Genomic DNA, 20,804 nt, shown 5'->3' with positions numbered 1-20,804 from the left:
CCGGAGAGGCAGGTCGAAAGAGGGGCACGGGGGCATGACGTACCAGACCATGTCCATGTAAGAAACGAACTGACTTTCATTGCTCACAGGGATCACGGGTTACGCATGATCTGGTGTACCCGTTGTTCGAGGGATTCAATGGTATAAGGTTTTTTAAGCCAGCCACCAAGGCCGTGCCCTGACAGCTTGCGGGCCGCATCCATTTCGTTATAACCACTGGAAATGATCACTTTTACGTTTTCATCGATCTCCCGCATTTGCATAAAGGCGGTTAAGCCGTCCATATTGGGCATGGAAAGATCCATGAGTACAAATGTCACCTCATGATGAATCTTGCGGAACGTTTCAATGGCATGCAGGCCATCGATTGCCTGAACGACGTTGAATCCCATCTCCATCAGCATGATGCTGGCAACTTCCCGGATGATCAGATCATCATCAACCAGTAGCACAATGCCGCTATAGTGGCTTTTTATAATTCCTGCTTCAGTGGAGGCGGTCAGATCCGGTTGTTCCTGGCTGACAGGGAACAGGGCTCTGAACGATGTGCCTTTACCGGGCGTTGAGATGCATTTTAAGGCGCCTGAGTGCCCGGTGATAATGCCAACGACAGCACTCATACCCAGGCCACGCCCGGTAAACTTGGTGGTAAAAAACGGGTCGAATATTTTTGACATGGTTTCAGTATCCATGCCGCAGCCATCATCAATGACCTCTATAAAACAGTAAAATCCGGGTGAAGGTTTTTGTGTGGTGGATACGCATCCCTGCAGAAAGCTGTAGTCAGCAAAAAAGATCCCGGTCCAAATATTTATGGTGCCGTTATGTTCCCCGATGGCTTCACTGGCATTGGTAATCAGGTTCATGATCACCTGCTGTAACTGGGCTTTGTCCGCATTGATATAGGGAATGCTGTCATTCAGGCGATAGTTAAGGTGGATCGATGGTGGAATCGATACCTCAAGCAGTTTGCTGGTTTCATTCACCAGGGCGGATAAGTTGATAGGTTCAATCACAAACTGGCCTTTCCCGGCATAAGCCAGCATCTGCTGGCATAGTCCTGCGGCCTGTTCAGAGGATCTGACGATTTGCGCCAGATACTCACGGCTCTCATGTGGCTTTTCAGCGATTGTGCGATTGGCCAGGGATGCATTGCCCATGATGGCCGCAAGAAGGTTATTAAAATCATGGGCAATGCCGCCAGCAAGGACGCCCAGAGACTCCAGCCGTTGGGTATGTTCAAGCTGACGTTGCATCCGTTCTTTTTCGATCTCGTTAAGGCGCCTCTCGGTGATGTCCCTGATTGTTCCTTCTATGCCGGTGATGGCACCGGATTCGTCGTAAAGGAATTGAGCATTGATTGCGCTCCATACATGATTTTTATCTTTGCGTATTCCGTTGATTTCATAATTCCGGATTTTTCCATCATCTGCTTCGGACAACGCGTGCAGGAGTCCTGCCCGATCAGTGGGGGCAACTAAATAGTCGGTGATGGGGGTTCCAATCATCTCTTCAGGCGTAAAGCCATACAGGTCATGGATGGATGCAGATACGAGGGTGATGTATCCGTTAATGTCGGTCTGATAATAGGTGTCCTGTAAATTGTCGATGATGCGTTTTAAGGTGTCTTTGCTGTGGGTCAGCTCCCTGGTTCGCAGGGTAACCTGCTGTTCGATCCGCTGTTTTTGCATGTTGGTTGTGTGCGTGTACCAGACGAAAAAAACAGTCAGTAATATGCCGAATAGAAATGCTTGCCATGCCAGTGCAATGGCGTGCTCATGGAGATATTTCGGAGTGGCCTCTACCTCCAGCTGCCAATGCTGGCCGGCAAAGTCAAATTTGATGGTGTCGGTGATATCAGTATGCGCTGTGTTTGCAGCAGGGGAGTGATGGTCGGATAAACGGGTATAGACAGCTTGCTTTTCCCGGTCATCACTGACGATGTAAAGAGACGTATGTTGAGAGGAAACATGCAGCTTTCTGCTGGCGCGCTCGATCAATCCATCGATATGCCACTCCACTATCAGAGCACCGAGCACCTCTTTGCTGGATGATTTGAGATCATAGACAGGGGCAACAAAACTAAGGTCATGACCATCAGCCGTATGATCCTGATGTACAAATGCCACAGGCGAGCCCTGTGATTTTGCCAGTGCCGATTCAATATACGGATCGTAGTAATCTCCCGGCCTGATATCAGTATGAGCAATATCCGTATTCTCACCCTGATTAATGTAGAGTATCCTGAAGTGGTTGTCGTGCTGCTGGTCAATAACCGACCAGATAATGCTGTGCAGTTGAGGGTCATCGATAATGATTTTTTCTGCCATCGGCATAAAATCATCCGGCTTTGTCGGGTTATCATCCTCAATATTGATATCATGTTCGATCAGATAGCGTACCAGTCCAACCGCTTTCTGAATATGCTCAAACTCGGTGTGAATTGCAGCACCGTAATCGGCGGCTTTGTATCTGAACTCATGTAGCCGGTTTTTTTCTTCCCAGCTTTTTATGAATAAAAAAAGGATAATGGAGATGAGTAAGCCGCCAAACAGAATGGCTGCGGTCTTAAAATGGATATGTTTAGACATCCCGCCCCCATTGCACACCGGGAAAGCAACTTACCGATCTCCGGAACGCGATCCATATTGATCACCGCCAGAGTATCGAGAGGGGCTGAATTAACAAGCCTCAAGTCAGGGGAATGGATGCGTGAAAAGTGTCGGTGCCTGGTCTTGCTTTGCGCATTTTTTAAGCGGTGCCTGGCTTAACTAATTGCATAAGGAAGTGCTAAAACCACGCGTTTGTTTTTGCGAACTGAATTTTGCCAGGGTGACAATAAATCAGCATCTCCCTATAAATAATGCGAAGCGCAGAGATAAAACGGATGTTGCTCTGTTAGTGACAATCATCCTTCCAATGGTTCCACCGGGTATTCGTGCGCCATTGAATTTTAGCGCGCATCGTACGGGAGGGGGCTCGTGCTGCAGATTGATCCGGTTCAGCCGGCTGATGCGATACCGGTTAGAGAACGGGCGTGAGTTGAAACAGACACGCCTGCCACCCGTATTAACCGTCACCTGCACGCTACAGATACACATTTTATGATCAGAGGCGAAGCGACTCGCGCGATCATCTTCAGGGCTGATTCTGATCAGTAGGCACCACACTTGCTAACCAGATAAATTTTATGGATACAAACTGATATTGGATAATGAAATACTGATCAAGCGACTCACAGATCAATCACCGCTCCACGGCCAAACCGGTGTATGCGGGTAAAACCCGCTTAAAAGCTTCTAATAAACGACTACTTAGGAGAATAAAATGTTGAAAAGCTTCACCACCAAAGCAAGCCTGTTTATCCTGATCATCCTTATGTCGACAGCACTCGCAGTTGTCGGATTCACAGCATTGAGTGTCATGAATCTGGACAACAACCATGCGCTTCTCATCTCGCTGATGGCCATCGCTCTGGCCATTGGACTGGCCTCATTGATCGGATTTCAGCTTATGCGCAACATCTCCAGGTCGCTGACGGTCGCGCAAAATGCTGCCGCAGCCATTGCCCGTGGTGATCTCACTTCGGATATCGATATCGGTCGGCACGATGAGATGGGGGGGCTCATGGAGTCACTGAAAACCGTGCAGCAGAGTATGCGTGCGACCGTAGGCGAAATTAAGGCGGTCGTTGAGGCGGCCGCAATGCGCGGTGATTTCAGTACCAGAATGAAGACGAGTGGCAAGGAGGGATACACCAGGGAGCTCGCCGAGCTGTTGAACCGGCTCTCCGAAGTGACTGAAACAGGTCTGCAGGACATGACACGTGTCACTACAGCCCTGGCCAACGGAGATCTTACGCAGAAAATTACCAATGAGTATCCCGGCTTGTTCGGAAAATCCAGAGACAGCATCAACAACACCGTGATTGAACTGAGCAAAATCGTTGAGGATGTTTTACATATTGGACTCTGTGCGGGGCAGGGCGACTTCACCGTACGAGCTGATATGAAGGGCCGCAAGGGTTATGCCAAAACGCTGGCCGAATTATTGAATCAGCTTTCGGATATCACCGAGTCGGGCCTGAAAGATATCATGCATGTAGCCAACCTGCTGGCCAGGGGCGATCTGACCCAGACCATTGCCAGGGATTATCCGGGCCTGTTCGGGCAGACCAAGGAAGGAATCAATGCCACAACCGAAAATCTTAGAACGCTTGTGGATGGCATCATGAATGCAGCAGAAAGCATCAATACCGGCACGGTAGATATCGCCAAAGGAAACCAGAACTTATCTCAACGTACCGAGTCTCAGGCCAGTAGCCTGGAGGAGACAGCTTCCAGTCTGGAAGAGCTGACCTCAACTGTGAAACTGAATGCTGATAACGCCAGGCAGGCAAACCAGCTGGCGATTCGCAGCTCTGACATCGCGATCAGGGGTGGCGCCGTGGTAGGAGAAGTCGTCACAACGATGAACGAAATTAACGAAGCTTCCAACAAGATTGTCGATATCATCAGCGTCATTGATGGTATCGCCTTCCAAACCAACCTGCTGGCATTGAATGCTGCAGTGGAGGCAGCGCGCGCTGGCGAACAGGGACGGGGCTTTGCGGTTGTGGCAAGCGAAGTGCGCAATCTGGCGCAGCGCAGCTCCGAGGCGGCGAAAGAGATCAAGGGCCTGATCGATAATTCTGCACAAAAGGTGGAGAACGGCAGCAAGCTGGTGGCTAAGGCCGGGGAGACGATGGAAGAGATTGTCACCTCGATCAAGCAGGTGACTGACATCATGGGTGAGATCACCACCGCATCGTCGGAGCAGAGCATCGGCATCGAGCAAGTGCACCAGGCAGTGGCGCAGATGGATACAATGACACAGCAGAACGCAGCCCTGGTTGAGCAGGCTGCAGCTGCCGCTGAAACGCTGGAAGAAGAAGCTGATCGCCTGAATAATTCGGTTGCCGCCTTCAAAATCGATCGTACGGCTGTCTCAAAAATCGATACGGGATCTGCAGCTATATGGAAGACCTCCCATTTTAATGAGGCCATTCTGGCTCACCTCAAATGGAAGAAACGCCTGCACGACTTTATCAACGGCTCAAGCACCGAAAAGCTCGATAGCGCAGTGATCTGCAAGGATAATCTCTGCATACTGGGTAAATGGATTTACGGTGATGGTAAAGCCCATAGCAATACCGTGCATTACCCCGATCTGGTGCGCAAACATGCCAGTTTCCATCTTTGCGCCGGAGAAGTGGTCAGAAAGGCTGAAGCGAACCAGAAGTCGGCCTCGCTGGATATGCTACATGGTGAATTCGCCAACCGCGCCCAGGACACCATCATGGCCATCATTGCACTGAAAGACGAAATCGAGTGAGGGCACTGGCGTTGAGCGGCCGACATTGATCAATGCCGGCATGCTTCGATCTTGCGGAGGAGGCGCGCTGAACGAGCAGTTGACTTAATCCCGCCTCAAGGCATGAGGACGTGCAGTGACAGAGTCCGACGGCTTCAGATTGATGCGCGCCCTATTGAATCAGTGTCGCACGTGCGGCTGGTTTATATTCCTCTCGTCATCGAGCAAAGCCGGAAGCTGGTCGGTGGAATATGGCGAATCCATTGAGTTGGGGTGAATGGAGGTAGCTGCCCGGGCTGGCTCTCAATGCGTTGATGAAGGTGCTGTGCGTGGTGATTCTGGTGGATGGATTTTCTGTCCGGATATGCGCTGCTGTATATCCGTATGGTGTCAGGGGGAGGGGATAGCCGCTGCGTGAGCAACTTGATGATCGATTGAAATAACCTGTGATTTTATTCATCTGAGGTATGGTGTCTGGAAGGGTATAAGCTCAGGTAAAATATATTGTCATCCTGTCAATTTGGGCGTTAGGGTATATGGTGTCAAAGTACAGCTGACGATCGCAATATGGCTCACAAGCATCGCTACGAGAACAACAAAGGGGGCAGGAGCCGCCGATGACTGGATGCCGGATTCATTGTTTTGGAGGCGCACTCTCCATGCATGGTGATCACCTGAGGTTTGCCGGATGATGCATGTATGGTTGGTCGCGGTGTATGTGGTGACCGGCAAGCTGGCGCTGCTGCTGGCGCTGCCACCGGGCTACGCATCACCGATTTTTCCTGCTGCCGGCATTGCCATTGCAGCTGCCTTTATTGCCGGCAGAAAAGTATTGCCTGCAATTTTTATCGGCTCATTGCTGCTCAATTTATGGATTTCTTATTCGACGAGTCCCCGGCCGGGTGTGTTGAGTTTTGAGATCGCCTTCATGATTGCCCTTGCATCGATGTTGCAGGCCGGCATCGCAGGCAGGGCGTTGCGCCACTTGATAGGTTACCCGACGCCTCTGTCGCAAGGTTCTGATATTTCGCGTTTTTTACTGCTTTCGCCCGTACTGTGCCTGACCAGTGCAACGCTTTCTGTTAGCGCCCTATGGCTGCTTGGCGTCGTAGATCATGAAGGGATTGTGGAGATGTTTGCCAGCTGGTGGATCGGTGATGCGCTGGGGTTGGTGATCGCATTCCCGCTGGTCATGATTGTTGCAGGAGAGCCGCGCAAGCAGTGGCGGAGCCGTATTTTTACCGTGGCTCTGCCGATGCTGGTGGTACTGGTGTTGTTTGTGGCGATCTATTTTAAGGCCAACCAGTGGGAGCACACCGACTCACTGGCCCAGTTTCGTCAGCAATCGTCTCAGCTGGCAGATCAGATCCGCTCAAGCTTTAACGGGCAGGAGTCGCTGGTTGAGCAGGTGGCGAGCCTGTTTTTGCTGGATCAGCGTGCCCCGGTGACGCGCGAGCAGTTTCGTCTGTTTGTGGATAAATCACTGCAACGTTTCTCGATGATTCAGGCGATCTCATGGGAATACAGGGTGGAGGAGAGCAACCGGGCGCATTTCGAGGCGTTGCAAAGTGCTGAAATAGCGAACTTTGAAATTCGTGAGCGTGATGCAGCAGGTCATCTGCAGAGAGCCGGGGCGCGCCCGTCCTATTTTCCTGTCACCTATATTGAGCCGGTTGAGGGTAATCGGGCGGCCATTGGTTTTGATCTGATGTCGAATCCATCGCGAGCTGAAGCCCTTAACAAGTCGATTCAGCTCGGAGTAGCCATCACTTCTGCACCTCTGCACCTGGTGCAGGAGAAGCAGCAGCAGGAAGGTGTACTGTTGCTGATGGCTGTGCCAAAGGATCACCCGATCGGAGCGGTTTCATCCGTGCTGCGCATGGGAGATTTTATGGATGCACTGTTGCCGCAGTCACAGCCATTGCTGTTTGCCCGCCTGATCGATCTGGATGCACAAAAAGTTGTCTATGATCATTTTTCTTCAAATCACATGACGCCATCGTTTGTCGAGAAGTTTGAATTCGGTGCTCGCCATTATCAGCTGGAAACGGTGCCGACGCCACTTTATCTGCAGCAGCACCGGGGCTGGCAGAGCTGGGGGATTCTTGGCGGCGGGGCACTTGCGGTGGGCCTTATGGGGGCTCTGCTGTTGCTTGGCACCGGTTATACCTCCCGTATGCAGGAGGAGGTTACAAATCGGACCAATCAGTTGCGGGAGCGGGAGCTATATCTCCGCACGATTGTTGAAAATGAACCGGAGTGTATTGCTGTGATTGATGCTTCCGGATCATTGATTCAGGTCAATCCTGCAGGGCTTGGCTATCTGCAGGCGGATTTACTGGAGCAGGTACAGGGGCTGGCCGTGTTGCCGTTTATTGCGCCTGAGTTCCGCCAACCATTTCAGCAGCTGCATGAACGAGTGCTGGCCGGTGAATCGATGCAAATGGTCTGTGAAGTGGTGGGGCTTCAGGGGCGCCATCTGTGGATGGAGGTGCATGCAGTACCCATGCAGCGGCAGGGAGAGGTAATTCACCTGGAGGTGATGCGTGATATCACCCTGCGTAAACAGCTGGAGGAGGTGAAGGAAGAATCGCTCAGTCAGCTGCAGAAGGTGGCCAGCAGTGTGCCGGGCATGGTTTATCAGTTTCTCTTGCGTCCGGATGGAAGCTCGTGTTTACCCTTTGCCAGCGAGGCAATACGGGATATTTTTCGTGTGACACCGGAAGAGGTGCGCACGGATGCATCAGCCGTATTTGCGACGCTTCACCCGGATGATTATGACGATGCGCTTGCCTCCATCCATCACTCGGCTGCCACATTACTGCCATGGTATCATGAGTGGCGGATTCGCTTTCCTGATGGCACGGTGAACTGGTTATATGGCAATGCGATTCCTGAGAAGCAGCAGGATGGTTCCGTGCTCTGGTACGGCTTTATCAGCAATATCGATACCCGGAAACAGGCAGAGCAGGCGCTTAAGGACAGTGAAGCAACCTTCCGCGCCATGGCTGAAACATTGCCGCTGGCCATTTATGTGTCGACGGGCCTTGAGCAGCGCTGTGAATATATCAATCACACCTTTATCGAATGGTTCGGCTACAGCATGGAAGAGGTGCCAACTGTTGCAGAGTGGTGGCCCATTGCTTATCCGGACCCAAAGTATCGGCAGCAGCTTGAAGCCGAGTGGCAGCGAAGGGTCGCGCGCGCAATTGAAGAGGGCTCGGAAATTGAGGCGATGGAAACGGTTGTAAGCTGCCGGGATGGTTCGAAGAAAACCATTCTGTGGGGATTTGTCGCGCTTGGTGACAAAAACTATGCCTTTGGTCTTGATCTGACCGAGCGTAAACAATCAGAGGCCTCCTATCGCAAGCTGGCTCAGGTGGTTGAGCAGGCCGGAGAGGCAATTATGATCACCGATATTGATGGCGTGATCGAGTATGTGAATCCCGCCTTTACCCAGCTCACCGGTTATCACGCGGATGCCGTGATCGGAAAAACGCCACGCATTCTGAATAGCGGCAAGTATGCCCCGGATTTCTATGAGGAGATATGGCAGACGGTTACGGCCGGGCATATCTGGCAGGGGAAAGTGATCGACAGAAAAGAGGATGGCACCTTTTATCCTGCCATGGAGACCATTTCACCGATCAGAAATGAACAGGGGGAGATTACCAACTATATCGGCTTGCAGCTGGATCTGAGCGAAAATGAGGCGCTTGAGAGCAGGTTTTATCAGGCGCAGAAGATGGAAGCACTGGGTACGCTGGTGGGAGGGATTGCGCATGAATTCAACAATGTGCTGGCCGGCATTACCGGTAATCTGTATCTGGCCAGAAAACAGGTGGCCAATGCCGATGTGGTGTTGAAAAAACTCGATAGCATTGAAACGCTCGCTTTCAGCAGTGCCTATCTGATTAAAAACCTCCTCTCGTTTGCCAGAAAGGGCATTATTCAGAAAACATCATTTGATTTGCCTGTCTTCATCCGCGAGACGCTTAAGGTGCATCGGGTGTCCCTGCCCGAGAATGTGACGCTGACGATGGAGATTGATCCGATCGCCATGGTGGTTGAGTGGGATGCAACGCTGCTTCAGCAGGTGGTGCTGAACCTGGTCAACAATGCGCGTGATGCGGTGGATGGGTTATCGCATCCGATCATTATCGTCACGCTCAAACGCTTCCTGGCCGATTCGGCTTTTCTGCACAGGCATCCGGAGCTTCATGCCAGTGAATACGCCTGCCTTTCCGTGACCGATAATGGCACCGGTATCGATGCGGATCACTTGCCTCACATCTTCGAACCATTCTATACCAGCAAAGAGGTAGGAAAGGGGACCGGGCTCGGTCTTTCCATGGTAACAGGAGCGGTGCAGACCCATCATGGTGCTATTGAGGTGGAGAGTGTGCCCGGAGCGGGGACAACCTTCCGTCTCTACCTGCCTCTGTTGCCCGAGGAGAAAAACAGTGACCGGTTGCAGCGGGTTGTAGATGGCGAAAGTGGTTGCGGAGAGCTGATCCTTCTTGCGGATGATGAACAGCAGGTGCTGGAGGTCGGTAAGGAGGTGCTTGAGGTACTGGGCTATCGGGTGCTGCTTGCATCCGATGGACTGGAGGCGGTGAAAATATTTCAGACGCATAAGGATGAAATTTCGCTGGTGATTACCGATATCATGATGCCGAATCTTGGTGGTGTTGATGCGGTGGAGCGTATGCGGGCGATTCGTTCTGATATTAAGGTGATTTTTACCACCGGCTACAACAGGGAAGAAGAGAGGCTGGGGCATATCACTGCCGTGATAGAAGCGGTGCTTTACAAACCGTATGAGATTGATGCGTTGAGCAAAACGATCCGGGCGCAACTACAATCATAACCAGAAGCAGCGGTCCGGGAAGGGCAGACCATCGGTACGGTGTCTGGCCTGGCTATTTGCACGGATGTTTCTGCCACATATGTGATTGATATATTCTGAACAAAAGGGTCGGTATCCACTGATGCTGGAGGGCTCACCCGCATGCGCCATGGATTATTTTACCACACCGGAGAGGGAGGAGAGTATGGATTCCGCCGTACGTTTTTCAGACTTTAAAGGGATGCTTCATACACAGAGCCATCGCAAGACCGTGATCAGCGAGGGCGATTCATGGTTTGGCTATCCGGCCAGCATGGTGCCGGTATCGCATACCGGCACCAATATCATCGATCACATTGAGCAGACGCATCTGTTTAATATCTTCCGAATGGAGTGCAGTGGCGATGAGGCCGGAGCGATGATGTCTCAGGATCAGCGCCACCGCTTTCATGATGTGCTGAGTCAATTGAAAGCAATGAGCAAAGAGCCGGATATCATTCTTTTCTCGGCAGGCGGCAACGATATTGTCGGTGAACACGACATGATTCATCTGCTCAATAGATGGACTGCCGGCATGAGTCCTGCTGATTGTATCCGAACAGAGCGGTTTGAGCTCAGGCTGGAGCAGATTCGACTGGCCTACCGTGAACTGATTCTGTTTCGCGATGAGTATTGCCCGAATGCAAAGATTATCACCCACGGTTACGACTTCCCGATCCCTACCGACAAGCCGGCCTCCTTTATCTTTGGCACAGTCAAGGTGAAGCCATGGATCAAGCCCTATATGGATCAGAAGGGGATTCCTGCCGGAGCGATACAGCAAGCGGTGGTGAAGATCATGATCACCAGGCTGAACGAGATGCTTGATGCTGTATGCGCCAGCACGAGCAACATGGTGAAAGTCGAAACCACCGGCACACTTCAGTCCGGTGAGTGGCGCGATGAGATCCACGCCACCAAACAGGGCTTTAAAAAGATCGCTGATATGTTCCTGCCACATATGGATGAAGCGGGGGCAGTTCCTTGCTTGATAGCTGACTCAATTGACAGCCATGCCGGTGCTTGAGTTGCGCTTTTGGCATCCGCTCAACGGAATGTGCGGCCAGTAATGCGCACCGGCCGCACATGATGCATACGATGGCTTTACCGGTCAGATAAACAGCGTTGTGCCTGATTCACCTGCCTCGCCAAGAAATGCCGCGACACCGCCGATTTCGACGCCGTCAATCAGCTCCTCTTTCTGAATGCCCATCACATCCATCGACATCTGGCAGGCGATCAGTTGAGCGCCGCCCTCGACGAGACTGTGCAGCAGATTGCCGGGGGATTCCACGCCCTTGTCGGACATGACCTTACGGATCATTTTTGCGCCCAGACCATGCATGTCCATTTTCGAAATGGTGTTCAGATGATCAGCATCGGTTGGCAGCATGGTGCTGAACATACGATCCATCATCGGTTTGTTCAGATGCGGTGCATCGACACGGCGAATGACATCCAGCCCCCAGAAGGTGAAAAAGAGACTGACCGGCTTGCCCATGGCCAGCGCGCCATTGGCGATAATCATACTCGCCATGACCTTGTCGAGATCATCGGAAAAGACCACCAGCGTAAGCTTGTCTTTCTCTGATGATGGAGTGGCTGCCGCAACCGGAGCAGCTGCATTCTTGCGCAGCAGTACAATTACCAGCCCTTTGTCGACCCGCACAGAGAGCACATCATTGCCGGTTTTTCTGGCCCAGGCGCGGATATCGCGACCGAAGGCGGGATCAGAGGCTGTGACCTCGAGCAGTTCACCTGCTTCCATCGCCTCCATCGCCTTATAGGTTTTCATGATCGGGCCGGGGCACTGCAGGCCGACGGCATTCAGGCTGTGGACCTCACCGGTTGAGCCGGGGGCAATCAGGGCCGCGCTGACAGCACAGCTGCCATTGCGCTCCGCTTCAATCTCCTCGGGGCTGCGACGCTTGATATCCTCGTAGTCGAAAATATCCGGGTTGGCCTGTTTATCAACGGCCCATGCATAGGTTTTGTAGCCACCGGAAAGGTTTCTGACATCGGTAAACCCGTGTTGTTTGAGAATGCGATAGGCCAGATAGCCACGCAGTCCGATCTGGCAAAAAAGAATGACCGGTTTATCCCGATCAAGCTCATCAAGGTGTTCGCGCAGCTGATTGACATTGATATTGCGGGCTGTGGCGATGGTACCAAAGCTGAATTCATCGGCTGTACGCACATCGATCAGTTGAAGGTCAGGATCTTTGCTATCGAGCAGATTGCGCAATGTCCGCCAGTCGATCATCTCATGCGACTGATTGAGGATATTGCCAGCCACATAACCGGCAATATTCACCGGATCCTTGGCCGAGCCGAACGGAGGTGCATAGGCCAGCTCGAAATCGGCCAGGTCCTCGACGGTCATGTTGCCATGAATGGCTGTGGCAATGACATCGATACGCTTATCGGCACCATCGGCACCGACGGCCTGAGCTCCGAGAATTTGCCCCTTGTCGGTGAACAGTAGTTTCATGCTGATCTGTTTGGCGCCGGGATAGTAGCTGGCATGCGAGCCGCTGTGGGTGATGCAGCTTAAGTATGGAATGCCTGCCGCATTCAGTTGCTTTTCATTCAGGCCGGTGGAGGCCGCAGCCAGATCAAAGGCCTTGAGAATCGCCGTGCCCTGAGTGCCACGGTAACTTTTCATGTTGCCGAAGATGATGTTATCCGCAGCCATGCGCCCCTGACGATTGGCCGGACCAGCCAGCGGGATCAGCATCTGCTTGCCGCTGATGCTCTGGGTAATTTCAATGGCGTCACCGACGGCATAGATATCCGGGTCGGACGTTTGCAGGTGATTGTTGACCCGGATGCCACCGGTTGCTCCCAGCTCGAGTCCACATGCCCGTGCCAGTGTTGTTTCCGGGCGTACGCCGATGGCCAGTACCACCAGATCAGCCTGTAGTCTGCGGCCGCTGCCAAGGTAAACGATGGTGTGGTCGTCCCGGTCCTCAAATTGTTCGACCTTGTCCTCAAGATAGAGCTCAACATTCTTGTCACGCATATGGGCATGGACAATGGCAGCCATCTCATAATCGAGCGGTGTCAGAATCTGATCGGCAGCTTCCACCAGGGTGGTGAAAATGCCGCGTTCATGCAGATTTTCGGCCACCTCGATACCGATAAATCCGCCGCCGATGACGACGGCACGGCGCGGCTGGTGTTCTTTGAGATGGGCCATGATGCGGTCAAGATCGGGAATATTACGCAGGCCGAAGATGCGTGGTGAATCAATGCCGGCCAACTTCGGCCGAATCGGTTCAGCACCGGGCGAGAGCAGCAGCTTGTCGTAGCTCTCATCGTATTCTTCGTTATTGGCCAGGTTACGCAGGCGAACGGTTTTTGCCTTGCGATCGATCGCGATCGCTTCGGTCTGGCTGCGTACATCGACACGGTAACGGGCTTTGAAGGCCGGCTCGGAGCTGACCAGAAGCTGTTCACGTTCCTCAATGATGCCGGAGATATGATAGGGAAGGCCACAGTTGGCAAAGCTGATGTACTGGCCTCGCTCAATCATCAGAATTTCGGCTGTCTCATCATTGCGTCTGATGCGTGCGGCAGCAGTTGCCCCTCCGGCAACACCACCTACGATTATGATTTTCATTCGGTTCACTTCCTTGCGTGATTTGTCTGTCGGAGATATAGCATAATATACTAATATAAGCTCATGAGTGCAATGGCGATTATGCGGGTGCTGACGCGGATTGAGCGCAGGGCAGGTCGAACATCGCCAGCACAGGTGCATGATCGGAAAACCAGCTGTCTGTGAAAACAGAGACGGCTTTGCCGCAGGCGGCTACGGCCGGGGTGCAGATATGATAGTCGATGCGCCAGCCGACATTGTTGCTGCGAGCCTGGCCACGGTTGGACCACCAGCTGTATTGTTCCTGCTCAGGATAGAGCTGGCGAAAAAGGTCGATGAAGCCAGCCTGCAGCCATTGATCAAACCATGCCCGCTCTTCGGGCAGAAAGCCTGAGTTTTTTCTGTTGCCCCGCCAGTTTTTCAGATCGATCGGGGCATGGGCGATATTGATGTCGCCGCAGATGATCAGTTCACGCCCCTCATCCTGCAGACGTCGGATCAGAGGCAGGAATTGCTCCAGAAAGACCATTTTTCCCGCCTGCCGTTCAGGGCTCCCGGAACCGGATGGAAAATAGACGGAGATGACGGATAATTTGCCGAAATCAGCCATGACAAAGCGTCCTTCGCGATCAAAGCGGGACCAGTCGGTGGTCGGATCGATCGCCCCCAGTCCGATGTGAACGGCATCCGGTTGTGTGCGTGAATAGAGGGCAACGCCGGAGTAGCCCGGTTTTTCAGCAAAGTGATAATGACGGTGATAGTCGCTATGCAATGATTCAGGCGGGAGCTGGTGGGCGTGAGCTTTTAACTCCTGCAGGCACAGAATGTCGGCATCCTGGCGCTCAAACCACTCCCAGAATCCTTTTTTGGTTGCAGACCGGATGCCATTTAAATTTGCAGTGATGATATTCATCAGCAGAGGTTACTAAATGACGAGGTAGGGGCAAGTTACGATAAAGCGCCGGTGTGAACAGCAGGTTTTGTCGGTGTTATTCGTGGCGCCAGTTGCGGATGGCCTCGATGTAGTCGGCCTCTTCCTTCAGTTTTTCAACATCCGGGACGAAAACATTCATGCGCGACGTGTTCAAATGTTCCAGCCAGCCGCCGAGAAACTGGCGGTAGGTTCGGTCCATCAGTCCCTCATCGGTGACAGCCAGCGGGCCGGTGAAGTCGGGGCTTGAAGAGATTTCACCGCGTACGGCAATATTTAGGTTGCCGATAATCGAGTGGGTGGCGGTATTCATGGTGTGAAAGCCGCCATCGGCATCCAGGTAGAGCAGCCACGGTGTGCCGGCAGGGGAGTCGGCGATGCAGCACTCCATCTGCTTGCGCTCCGGTAGCGTGACCTCTTCAAGGTGATGGGTGACCACATGGGCAAAGATGCCGCGCATCAGGAAGTCAAACACGCCGGCTTTCTGCTGAGGGATCAATGCGCCCTGATTGTCTTTTTTCAGGCGGCGCCCCGGCCAGTATTCGGCCTCTTTGTTGTCCGTGATGCGGGCATCATGCGGCTGCAGCGGCTCGGCATAGGTGCAGGGACGCCACTGGCCGTCATCCTGCAGTCGCCATGCCTTGTCACCGGCAGCCGACAATGCGTCGATCGAGTAACAGCGTTTCAAAGTGGTGGCACACACGGAGAGATGGTTGGCATCCCTGTTTTCGGATTCAGATGCAGACAGATTTCACCGCGCAGCAGCCGGAGAAGATCATGGCCGACCAGCTCATAGCGCCATCCGTGCAGACAGCTGACCTCCGGCGGTTCCCCCTTGCAGCGATAGCCCCAGGAGGCAAGCTCGGAAAGATCGGATTTGCTGGCCAGAATGGTGGTTGAAATTTCGCCCTCTTCGGCTTTAAGGCGCACGAGCGTATCGAGCATCTCCAAACGAAGGTCGGTTCCGGATGTGTTGCCTTTACGGGCTTCAACGACCGGCCAGGACGACTCCTCGGTGTTCATACCCTGTTGCCAGCAGATAACCAGCTCATCGCCGAAGCGCTTGATGAAGCCGGCATTGAGCCCGCGAATGCGCTGCATGGTGTCGATGTTCAGGGTGTCCCGGCGAGCAAGCTCAAGCAACGGTTCATCCGCAATCATACGGCGACGCGGAATATCACGCTGCCGGGCGTTGCGTTCACGCCATGCCGACATGGCCTGCAGGGCGGCAAGATGGCGGCCTTTCAGTTTGTTGACGCCCTTAACCCGCCAGAATGCATCGTTGTCATCCGGTTGATAGGTGGCAGGGGAGCAGAGTGTTTGCTGTTCTTCTTCAAGCCATTCAGCTCGCCTGGTGGCCTCAAGCCGTTCTTTCAGGTGCTGGTAAACCGGCATCAGCCATATCACATCATCTGCGGCATATTCGAGCTGTTTTTTGGTGAGCGGGCGGGCCTTCCAGTCGGTAAAGGACTCTCCCTTGGCCAGAGCTTTTTTGGTGATGCGCTGAACAAGATTGCCAAAGCCAACCTGCTGGCCATATCCGAGCAGGGCTGCGGCAACCTGGGTATCAAACATGGGAAGAGGCAGGGCGCCGGCTTCCTTGAAGATGATCTCGACATCCTGACGGGCGGCATGAAAGACCTTGAGGATGGCCGGGTTGCGCATAATATCCCAAATCGGGTCGAGATTGGTCAGTGCAATCGGGTCGATCACCCAGCATTGCTGGTTGCCGTAAATCTGCAACAGTGCAAACTCCGGATAATAGGTGGATTCGCGATGAAACTCGGTATCCACGCAGAGTACCGGGCAGGCTGCCATTGCTGCAGCTGCCTTTTCCAGTTGCTCCGGTGTATCAATGAATTGAAATTGAAAATTCGCCATGGCTGAACTATATCCATCCGCTCAGCGAAGTGCATGAAATAAATCACTATCCGGCGACGGGTGAGAGGTTCAAAGGGCGTTCCGCACATCGATTTGCCATGAAAATGAGCTGGCCATGATTGAACATTGACCCATCAGGGGGCGGCTATAGAGTACCCACGCACTCCGACTCAGGTGTGCTAATCCTGACACCGGAGCTCCTTGGTTGATTAAACAGTATTTGCTCTCTCCCGGTCCGACGGCTGTTCCTGAACGTGTGATGCTGCGCATGGCTCATCCGATGATTCATCACCGGACGCCGCAGTTTTCTGCTGTTTTTGCCGAAACACGGGCGATGCTGGTGCAGGTATTTCAGACGGCTCATGACGTATTGCTGCTCTCCTCTTCGGGTACGGGGGCGATGGAAGCATCGCTTGCCAATCTCTGCTCACCCGGTGATACGATTATTTATGTGAATGGCGGCAAGTTCGGCGAGCGCTGGGGCGAAATTGCCGGAAAATATGGCGTTCACGCGGTTGAGGTGAAGGCCGAATGGGGCGATGCGGTCACTGTTGTTGATATCAAAGCAGCACTTGCAGCCCACCCGCAGGCCAAAGGGGTGTTTGTTCAGGCATCCGAGACATCGACCACCACTGATCACCCGATTCGCGAAATTGCAGCACTGACCGCCGGCATGGATGGTTGTGTGACGGTGGTGGATGCCATCACCGCGCTCGGGGTGATGGATATGCCCATGGATGCATGGGGGCTGGATGTTGTCATATCGGCTTCGCAGAAGGCATTCATGTTGCCACCGGGGCTGGCCATGATCGCCTGTTCGGAAAAATACCGGAACATTGCGGCCTCGGCCCGTTGCAGTCGCTTTTATTTCGATCTTGAAACTGAACGCCGGAATCAGGTGAAGGGCAAGGACACAACAGCATGGACGCCTGCCACCTCATTGATTGTCGGGCTGAATGAAGTGCTGAAGATGATGCTGGAGGAGGGGCTGGAGCAGATATATGCCCGTCATGCATTGATGGCAGAAGCCACGCGTGCGGGGATTGCGGCCCTGGGTTTGGCGCAGGTATCGCGGGCGCCGGCTACATCGGCGACGGCGGCATATATTCCCGAGTCGATTCATGGCGGTGATTTCGTCAGGTTTCTGCGCGACAAAATGGGTGTCACGTTTGCCGGAGGGCAGGGGCAGTTGAGTGGCCGGATCGTTCGTATTGCGCATCTGGGTTATCATGATGTGTTCGATGTCGTGACGGCTATCAGTGCGCTGGAAATTGCCTTGAATCGTTTCAGATATCCGGTCGATATGGGCAAAGGTGTGGCGGCAGCGCAGGCCATTCTGGTCGGGCGTTTCCCTGAGGCCTGACGCAGTCCGTTATGGAGATGCTGATTTATTGCCATCCTGGCAAAAATCAGTTCGTAAAGACAAAAGCGTGGTTTTGTCTTTACTTACAAATCAGGCACTTACGCGTCTGATTTGGCGAGCCGTCCATGGCTCGCTCGGAAGCGCCGAATGAATCAGCGCTTCCTTAGCGGGGGCGTCGGTCGTTGCGGTAGTCTTAGCAATTTTGATGTGAGAGGAGATGTGTCATGGCCAAAGTCTGGATAGCCGATAAAATGAGTGAACGTGCCATTGAGATTTTCAGGGCACGCGGCGTGGAGGTCGATTATCGGCCCGGTCTTTCCGATGAGGAAAAGCTTGCCATTGCCGGCGACTATGACGGGATCGCTGTCCGCTCATCCACGACGCTGAAGGGAGCCCTGCTTGATGCAGCCAAACGGGTGAAGGTGATTGGCCGGGCTGGTATCGGGGTTGATAATATCGATGTCGAAACCTGTTCGCGCCGTGGCATTGTGGTCATGAATACGCCGTTCGGAAATACCATCACCACTGCCGAGCTGGCTGTGGCCCATATCATTGCTGCTGCGCGCCAGATTCCGCAGGCAACGGCCTCCACACGCGCCGGACGCTGGGAGAAATCACGTTTCATGGGCATGGAACTGACCGGCAAAAAGGCCGGTGTGATCGGTGCCGGTAATATTGGTGCCATCGTTTGCGATCGTTTAAAGGGGTTGCATATGGGGGTGTATGTATATGACCCCTTTATCTCCGATGAGCGGGCTGCTGCCATGGGGGTGACCAAGGTGGCGACGGTGGCCGAACTTGCAGCGATGGTCGACGTGCTGACGATTCATGTGCCACTGCTGCCGGCAACACGTAATCTGGTGGATGCGCAGATTCTTGCCTCAATGAAAAAAGGATCCATTGTTGTCAATTGCGCCCGCGGTGGTATTGTCAACGAGGATGCGCTGTATGAGGCCTGCAAATCCGGCCATTTGCGGGCAGCGGCTCTGGATGTATTTGAGCATGAGCCGGTGCGCGAACATCCTCTGTTTGAGCTGGAGAATGTCAGTTTTACTCCACACATTGGTGCATCGACCGATGAGGCACAGGAAAATGTGGCGGTGCAGATTGCCGAGCAGATGAGTCAGTATTTGCTTGCCGGCGCGGTGAGCAATGCGGTGAATGTGCCATCGCTGACGGAGAAGGAGAAGCGTCAGCTGGCGCCATATCTGCTGCTTGCCAGCCGGATGGGCAGCTTTATTGGCCAGACCATGCGGCCCGGGTATTCACGTCTGAGCCTGCAGTTCGAGGGGCATGCCGCTACGGTGAATCGCAAGCCGCTGGTGAATGCCGTGCTGCAGGGGTTGCTCTCCCGGAGCATGGAAGAGGTGAATGAAGTCAATGCCGGCATGCTGGCCCGGGAGCGGGGGATTGAGCTGGTTGAGACGGCATGTGAGCATTCCGATAATTTTTCCACGCTGATTCGTTTGCAGGTGGAGGGGGATGAGGGAAGCCGTTGTGTTTCCGGCACTCTGTTTGATGAGAAACGTCCTCGTCTTGTCAGTTTTGACACGTGTGGGATCGAAGTTGCACCGGCTGGAAACCTGATCTTTTTGCAGAATGAGGACAGGCCCGGCGTGATCGCAGCGATTGGCTCGATTCTCGCCAGTGCCGATATCAATATCGGTGACTTCCGTCTTGGCCGACGTGAAGATGTGCGCAATGCGGTTGCGCTGATACAGGTAGATTCAGTTCCGGATGAGCAGGTATTGGCTCAGCTTTCGGAACTGCCGAATATGTTAATGGTTCGCTTTGCTGAGCTGGGCGAGTTGTGAGGTTATAGGGGCATGACAAATCGTCCGATTATAGGTCTTGATGATACATTTGGAGCGCGTGCACAGTCACTGCGTTCATTGCAATTACGCTTGCTGGAGCTGTTTTCAGAGGCGGGTTATGAAGAGGTGATTCCACCGCTGGTGGAGCGTCCGGATGCATTGAAGTCCGGTGCAGGCCGTTTTCTGGCCGATCAGACGGTGGTGTTTACCGATCCGGCCGGTGCCGGTTTGCTGGCATTGCGCTCCGATATTACGCCGCAGATTGCCCGCATTGCTGCCACACGGTTGCTGCATGCCGAGACGTTGCGGTTGAGTTACTCCGGTCCGGTGATGCTGGCGCGGCCTGAACTGCGTGGCGGCTCCCGTCAGCAGTGGCAGACGGGCATCGAGTGTCTTGGTGTCACCGGCTCCAGTGGTGATGCTGAAGTGCTGCACCTGGCTGCCAACAGTATGCTGTCGGCGGGGTTCAAAAGTCCTGTGTTGCTGGTCGGCCATATCGGTCTGCTGGAGGCACTGGTCGCGGGCAGCACGATGTCGCTGGCATCGTGGACATCATTGTTGCGCCGGCGTTCACCGGATGATCTGCAGGCCGCACTTGAGGATCAGCCACTGACCGAGCAGGTCCGGGCCGCACTGCTTGATCTGGCCACCGGTGTAGCGGATCGGGCATGGATTGATGCAAGGCGCCATGATTTCGGTGCACATTTCCTTCATGCTGCCAACGAGCTGCTGGCACTGGTGGATGAGGTGGGTGAACGGATGGAGGGTGATGTTCAGCTGCATGCCGATGCAGCGGTGATGCCGCGCTTCCTGTATCATAGCGGCATCCTGTTTACCGGTTATGCCGATGGTGTTGCGCACGCATTGCTGCATGGTGGTCGTTATGATGCAATGATGTCTGCACATGGTCGTGATATGGCTGCGACCGGATTCTCCTGTGACCTGTGGGCCTGGCTGGATGCACTCTGACAGCA

General features: G+C 53.6%; 11 protein-coding genes. 6 read left to right on the top strand and 5 right to left on the bottom strand.

Going from position 1 to position 20,804, the window contains the following annotated elements:
* Window positions 1-92: 92 nt before the first annotated feature.
* Window positions 93-2,591 carry a response regulator gene (locus FEF65_RS05865; protein WP_138238863.1) on the bottom strand — a complete coding sequence of 833 codons (2,499 nt, stop codon included), beginning with the start codon at window positions 2,589-2,591 and terminating at the stop codon, window positions 93-95.
* 736 nt (window positions 2,592-3,327) lie between these two features.
* Here FEF65_RS05865 and FEF65_RS13725 point away from each other — a divergent pair.
* The 3 genes from FEF65_RS13725 to FEF65_RS05850 all read left to right on the top strand — a co-directional run bounded on the left by FEF65_RS13725 (window position 3,328) and on the right by FEF65_RS05850 (window position 11,267).
* Entirely contained in the window at window positions 3,328-5,373 is a 2,046-nt protein-coding gene (locus FEF65_RS13725) for a methyl-accepting chemotaxis protein (protein ID WP_138238862.1), read from the top strand.
* A 667-nt stretch (window positions 5,374-6,040) separates the two neighbouring features.
* Window positions 6,041-10,222, top strand: coding sequence for a PAS domain S-box protein (locus tag FEF65_RS05855; RefSeq protein WP_138238861.1), 4,182 nt, complete (start codon window positions 6,041-6,043; stop codon window positions 10,220-10,222).
* A gap of 184 nt (window positions 10,223-10,406) precedes the next feature.
* Window positions 10,407-11,267: a hypothetical protein gene (locus FEF65_RS05850; protein WP_138238860.1), complete on the top strand. Its 861-nt coding sequence runs from the start codon at window positions 10,407-10,409 to the stop codon at window positions 11,265-11,267.
* 84 nt (window positions 11,268-11,351) lie between these two features.
* Here FEF65_RS05850 and FEF65_RS05845 read toward each other — a convergent pair whose 3' ends face one another.
* The 4 genes from FEF65_RS05845 to rnd form a co-directional block, all read right to left on the bottom strand.
* Window positions 11,352-13,862 carry an FAD-dependent oxidoreductase gene (locus tag FEF65_RS05845; protein WP_138238859.1) on the bottom strand — a complete coding sequence of 837 codons (2,511 nt, stop codon included), beginning with the start codon at window positions 13,860-13,862 and terminating at the stop codon, window positions 11,352-11,354.
* Between the two features lie 79 nt (window positions 13,863-13,941).
* Window positions 13,942-14,754 carry an exodeoxyribonuclease III gene (locus FEF65_RS05840; protein ID WP_138238858.1) on the bottom strand — a complete coding sequence of 271 codons (813 nt, stop codon included), beginning with the start codon at window positions 14,752-14,754 and terminating at the stop codon, window positions 13,942-13,944.
* A gap of 76 nt (window positions 14,755-14,830) precedes the next feature.
* A complete protein-coding gene (locus FEF65_RS05835; RefSeq protein WP_238701208.1) occupies window positions 14,831-15,475 on the bottom strand; it encodes a hypothetical protein in 645 nt (214 codons plus the stop codon).
* Window positions 15,457-16,653 (bottom strand): ribonuclease D, encoded by a 1,197-nt coding sequence (gene rnd / locus FEF65_RS05830; protein ID WP_138238857.1) that lies wholly within the window; start codon window positions 16,651-16,653, stop codon window positions 15,457-15,459. The genes FEF65_RS05835 and rnd overlap by 19 nt, the downstream gene beginning before the upstream one ends.
* Before the next feature lie 205 nt (window positions 16,654-16,858).
* On the opposite strand from rnd, the gene FEF65_RS05825 reads away from it, so the two are divergent.
* The 3 genes from FEF65_RS05825 to FEF65_RS05815 all read left to right on the top strand — a co-directional run bounded on the left by FEF65_RS05825 (window position 16,859) and on the right by FEF65_RS05815 (window position 20,799).
* On the top strand, window positions 16,859-18,016 hold the full coding sequence (locus FEF65_RS05825) for a pyridoxal-phosphate-dependent aminotransferase family protein (RefSeq protein WP_138238856.1): 1,158 nt from the start codon (window positions 16,859-16,861) through the stop codon (window positions 18,014-18,016).
* A gap of 224 nt (window positions 18,017-18,240) precedes the next feature.
* On the top strand, window positions 18,241-19,830 hold the full coding sequence (serA, locus tag FEF65_RS05820) for a phosphoglycerate dehydrogenase (protein ID WP_138238855.1): 1,590 nt from the start codon (window positions 18,241-18,243) through the stop codon (window positions 19,828-19,830).
* Window positions 19,831-19,842: 12 nt separating this feature from the next.
* Window positions 19,843-20,799, top strand: a complete 957-nt coding sequence (locus FEF65_RS05815) for an ATP phosphoribosyltransferase regulatory subunit (RefSeq protein WP_138238854.1) — start codon at window positions 19,843-19,845, stop codon at window positions 20,797-20,799.
* The last annotated feature ends 5 nt before the right edge of the window (window positions 20,800-20,804 follow it).

This window comes from Mariprofundus erugo (genome assembly GCF_005818865.1).
GTDB classification, from domain to species: Bacteria; Pseudomonadota; Zetaproteobacteria; order Mariprofundales; family Mariprofundaceae; genus Mariprofundus; species Mariprofundus erugo.
This window is presented reverse-complemented; position numbering and strand designations above follow the sequence as displayed.

What these genes read in the sequence shown, in the direction of transcription:
- FEF65_RS05865 (WP_138238863.1), bottom strand. Translation starts at nt 2,591, where the DNA reads ATGTCTAAACATATCCATTTTAAGACCGCAGCCATTCTGTTTGGCGGC.
- FEF65_RS13725 (WP_138238862.1), top strand. Translation starts at nt 3,328, where the DNA reads ATGTTGAAAAGCTTCACCACCAAAGCAAGCCTGTTTATCCTGATCATC.
- FEF65_RS05855 (WP_138238861.1), top strand. Translation starts at nt 6,041, where the DNA reads ATGATGCATGTATGGTTGGTCGCGGTGTATGTGGTGACCGGCAAGCTG.
- FEF65_RS05850 (WP_138238860.1), top strand. Translation starts at nt 10,407, where the DNA reads ATGGATTCCGCCGTACGTTTTTCAGACTTTAAAGGGATGCTTCATACA.
- FEF65_RS05845 (WP_138238859.1), bottom strand. Translation starts at nt 13,862, where the DNA reads ATGAAAATCATAATCGTAGGTGGTGTTGCCGGAGGGGCAACTGCTGCC.
- FEF65_RS05840 (WP_138238858.1), bottom strand. Translation starts at nt 14,754, where the DNA reads ATGAATATCATCACTGCAAATTTAAATGGCATCCGGTCTGCAACCAAA.
- rnd (WP_138238857.1), bottom strand. Translation starts at nt 16,653, where the DNA reads ATGGCGAATTTTCAATTTCAATTCATTGATACACCGGAGCAACTGGAA.
- serA (WP_138238855.1), top strand. Translation starts at nt 18,241, where the DNA reads ATGGCCAAAGTCTGGATAGCCGATAAAATGAGTGAACGTGCCATTGAG.
- FEF65_RS05815 (WP_138238854.1), top strand. Translation starts at nt 19,843, where the DNA reads ATGACAAATCGTCCGATTATAGGTCTTGATGATACATTTGGAGCGCGT.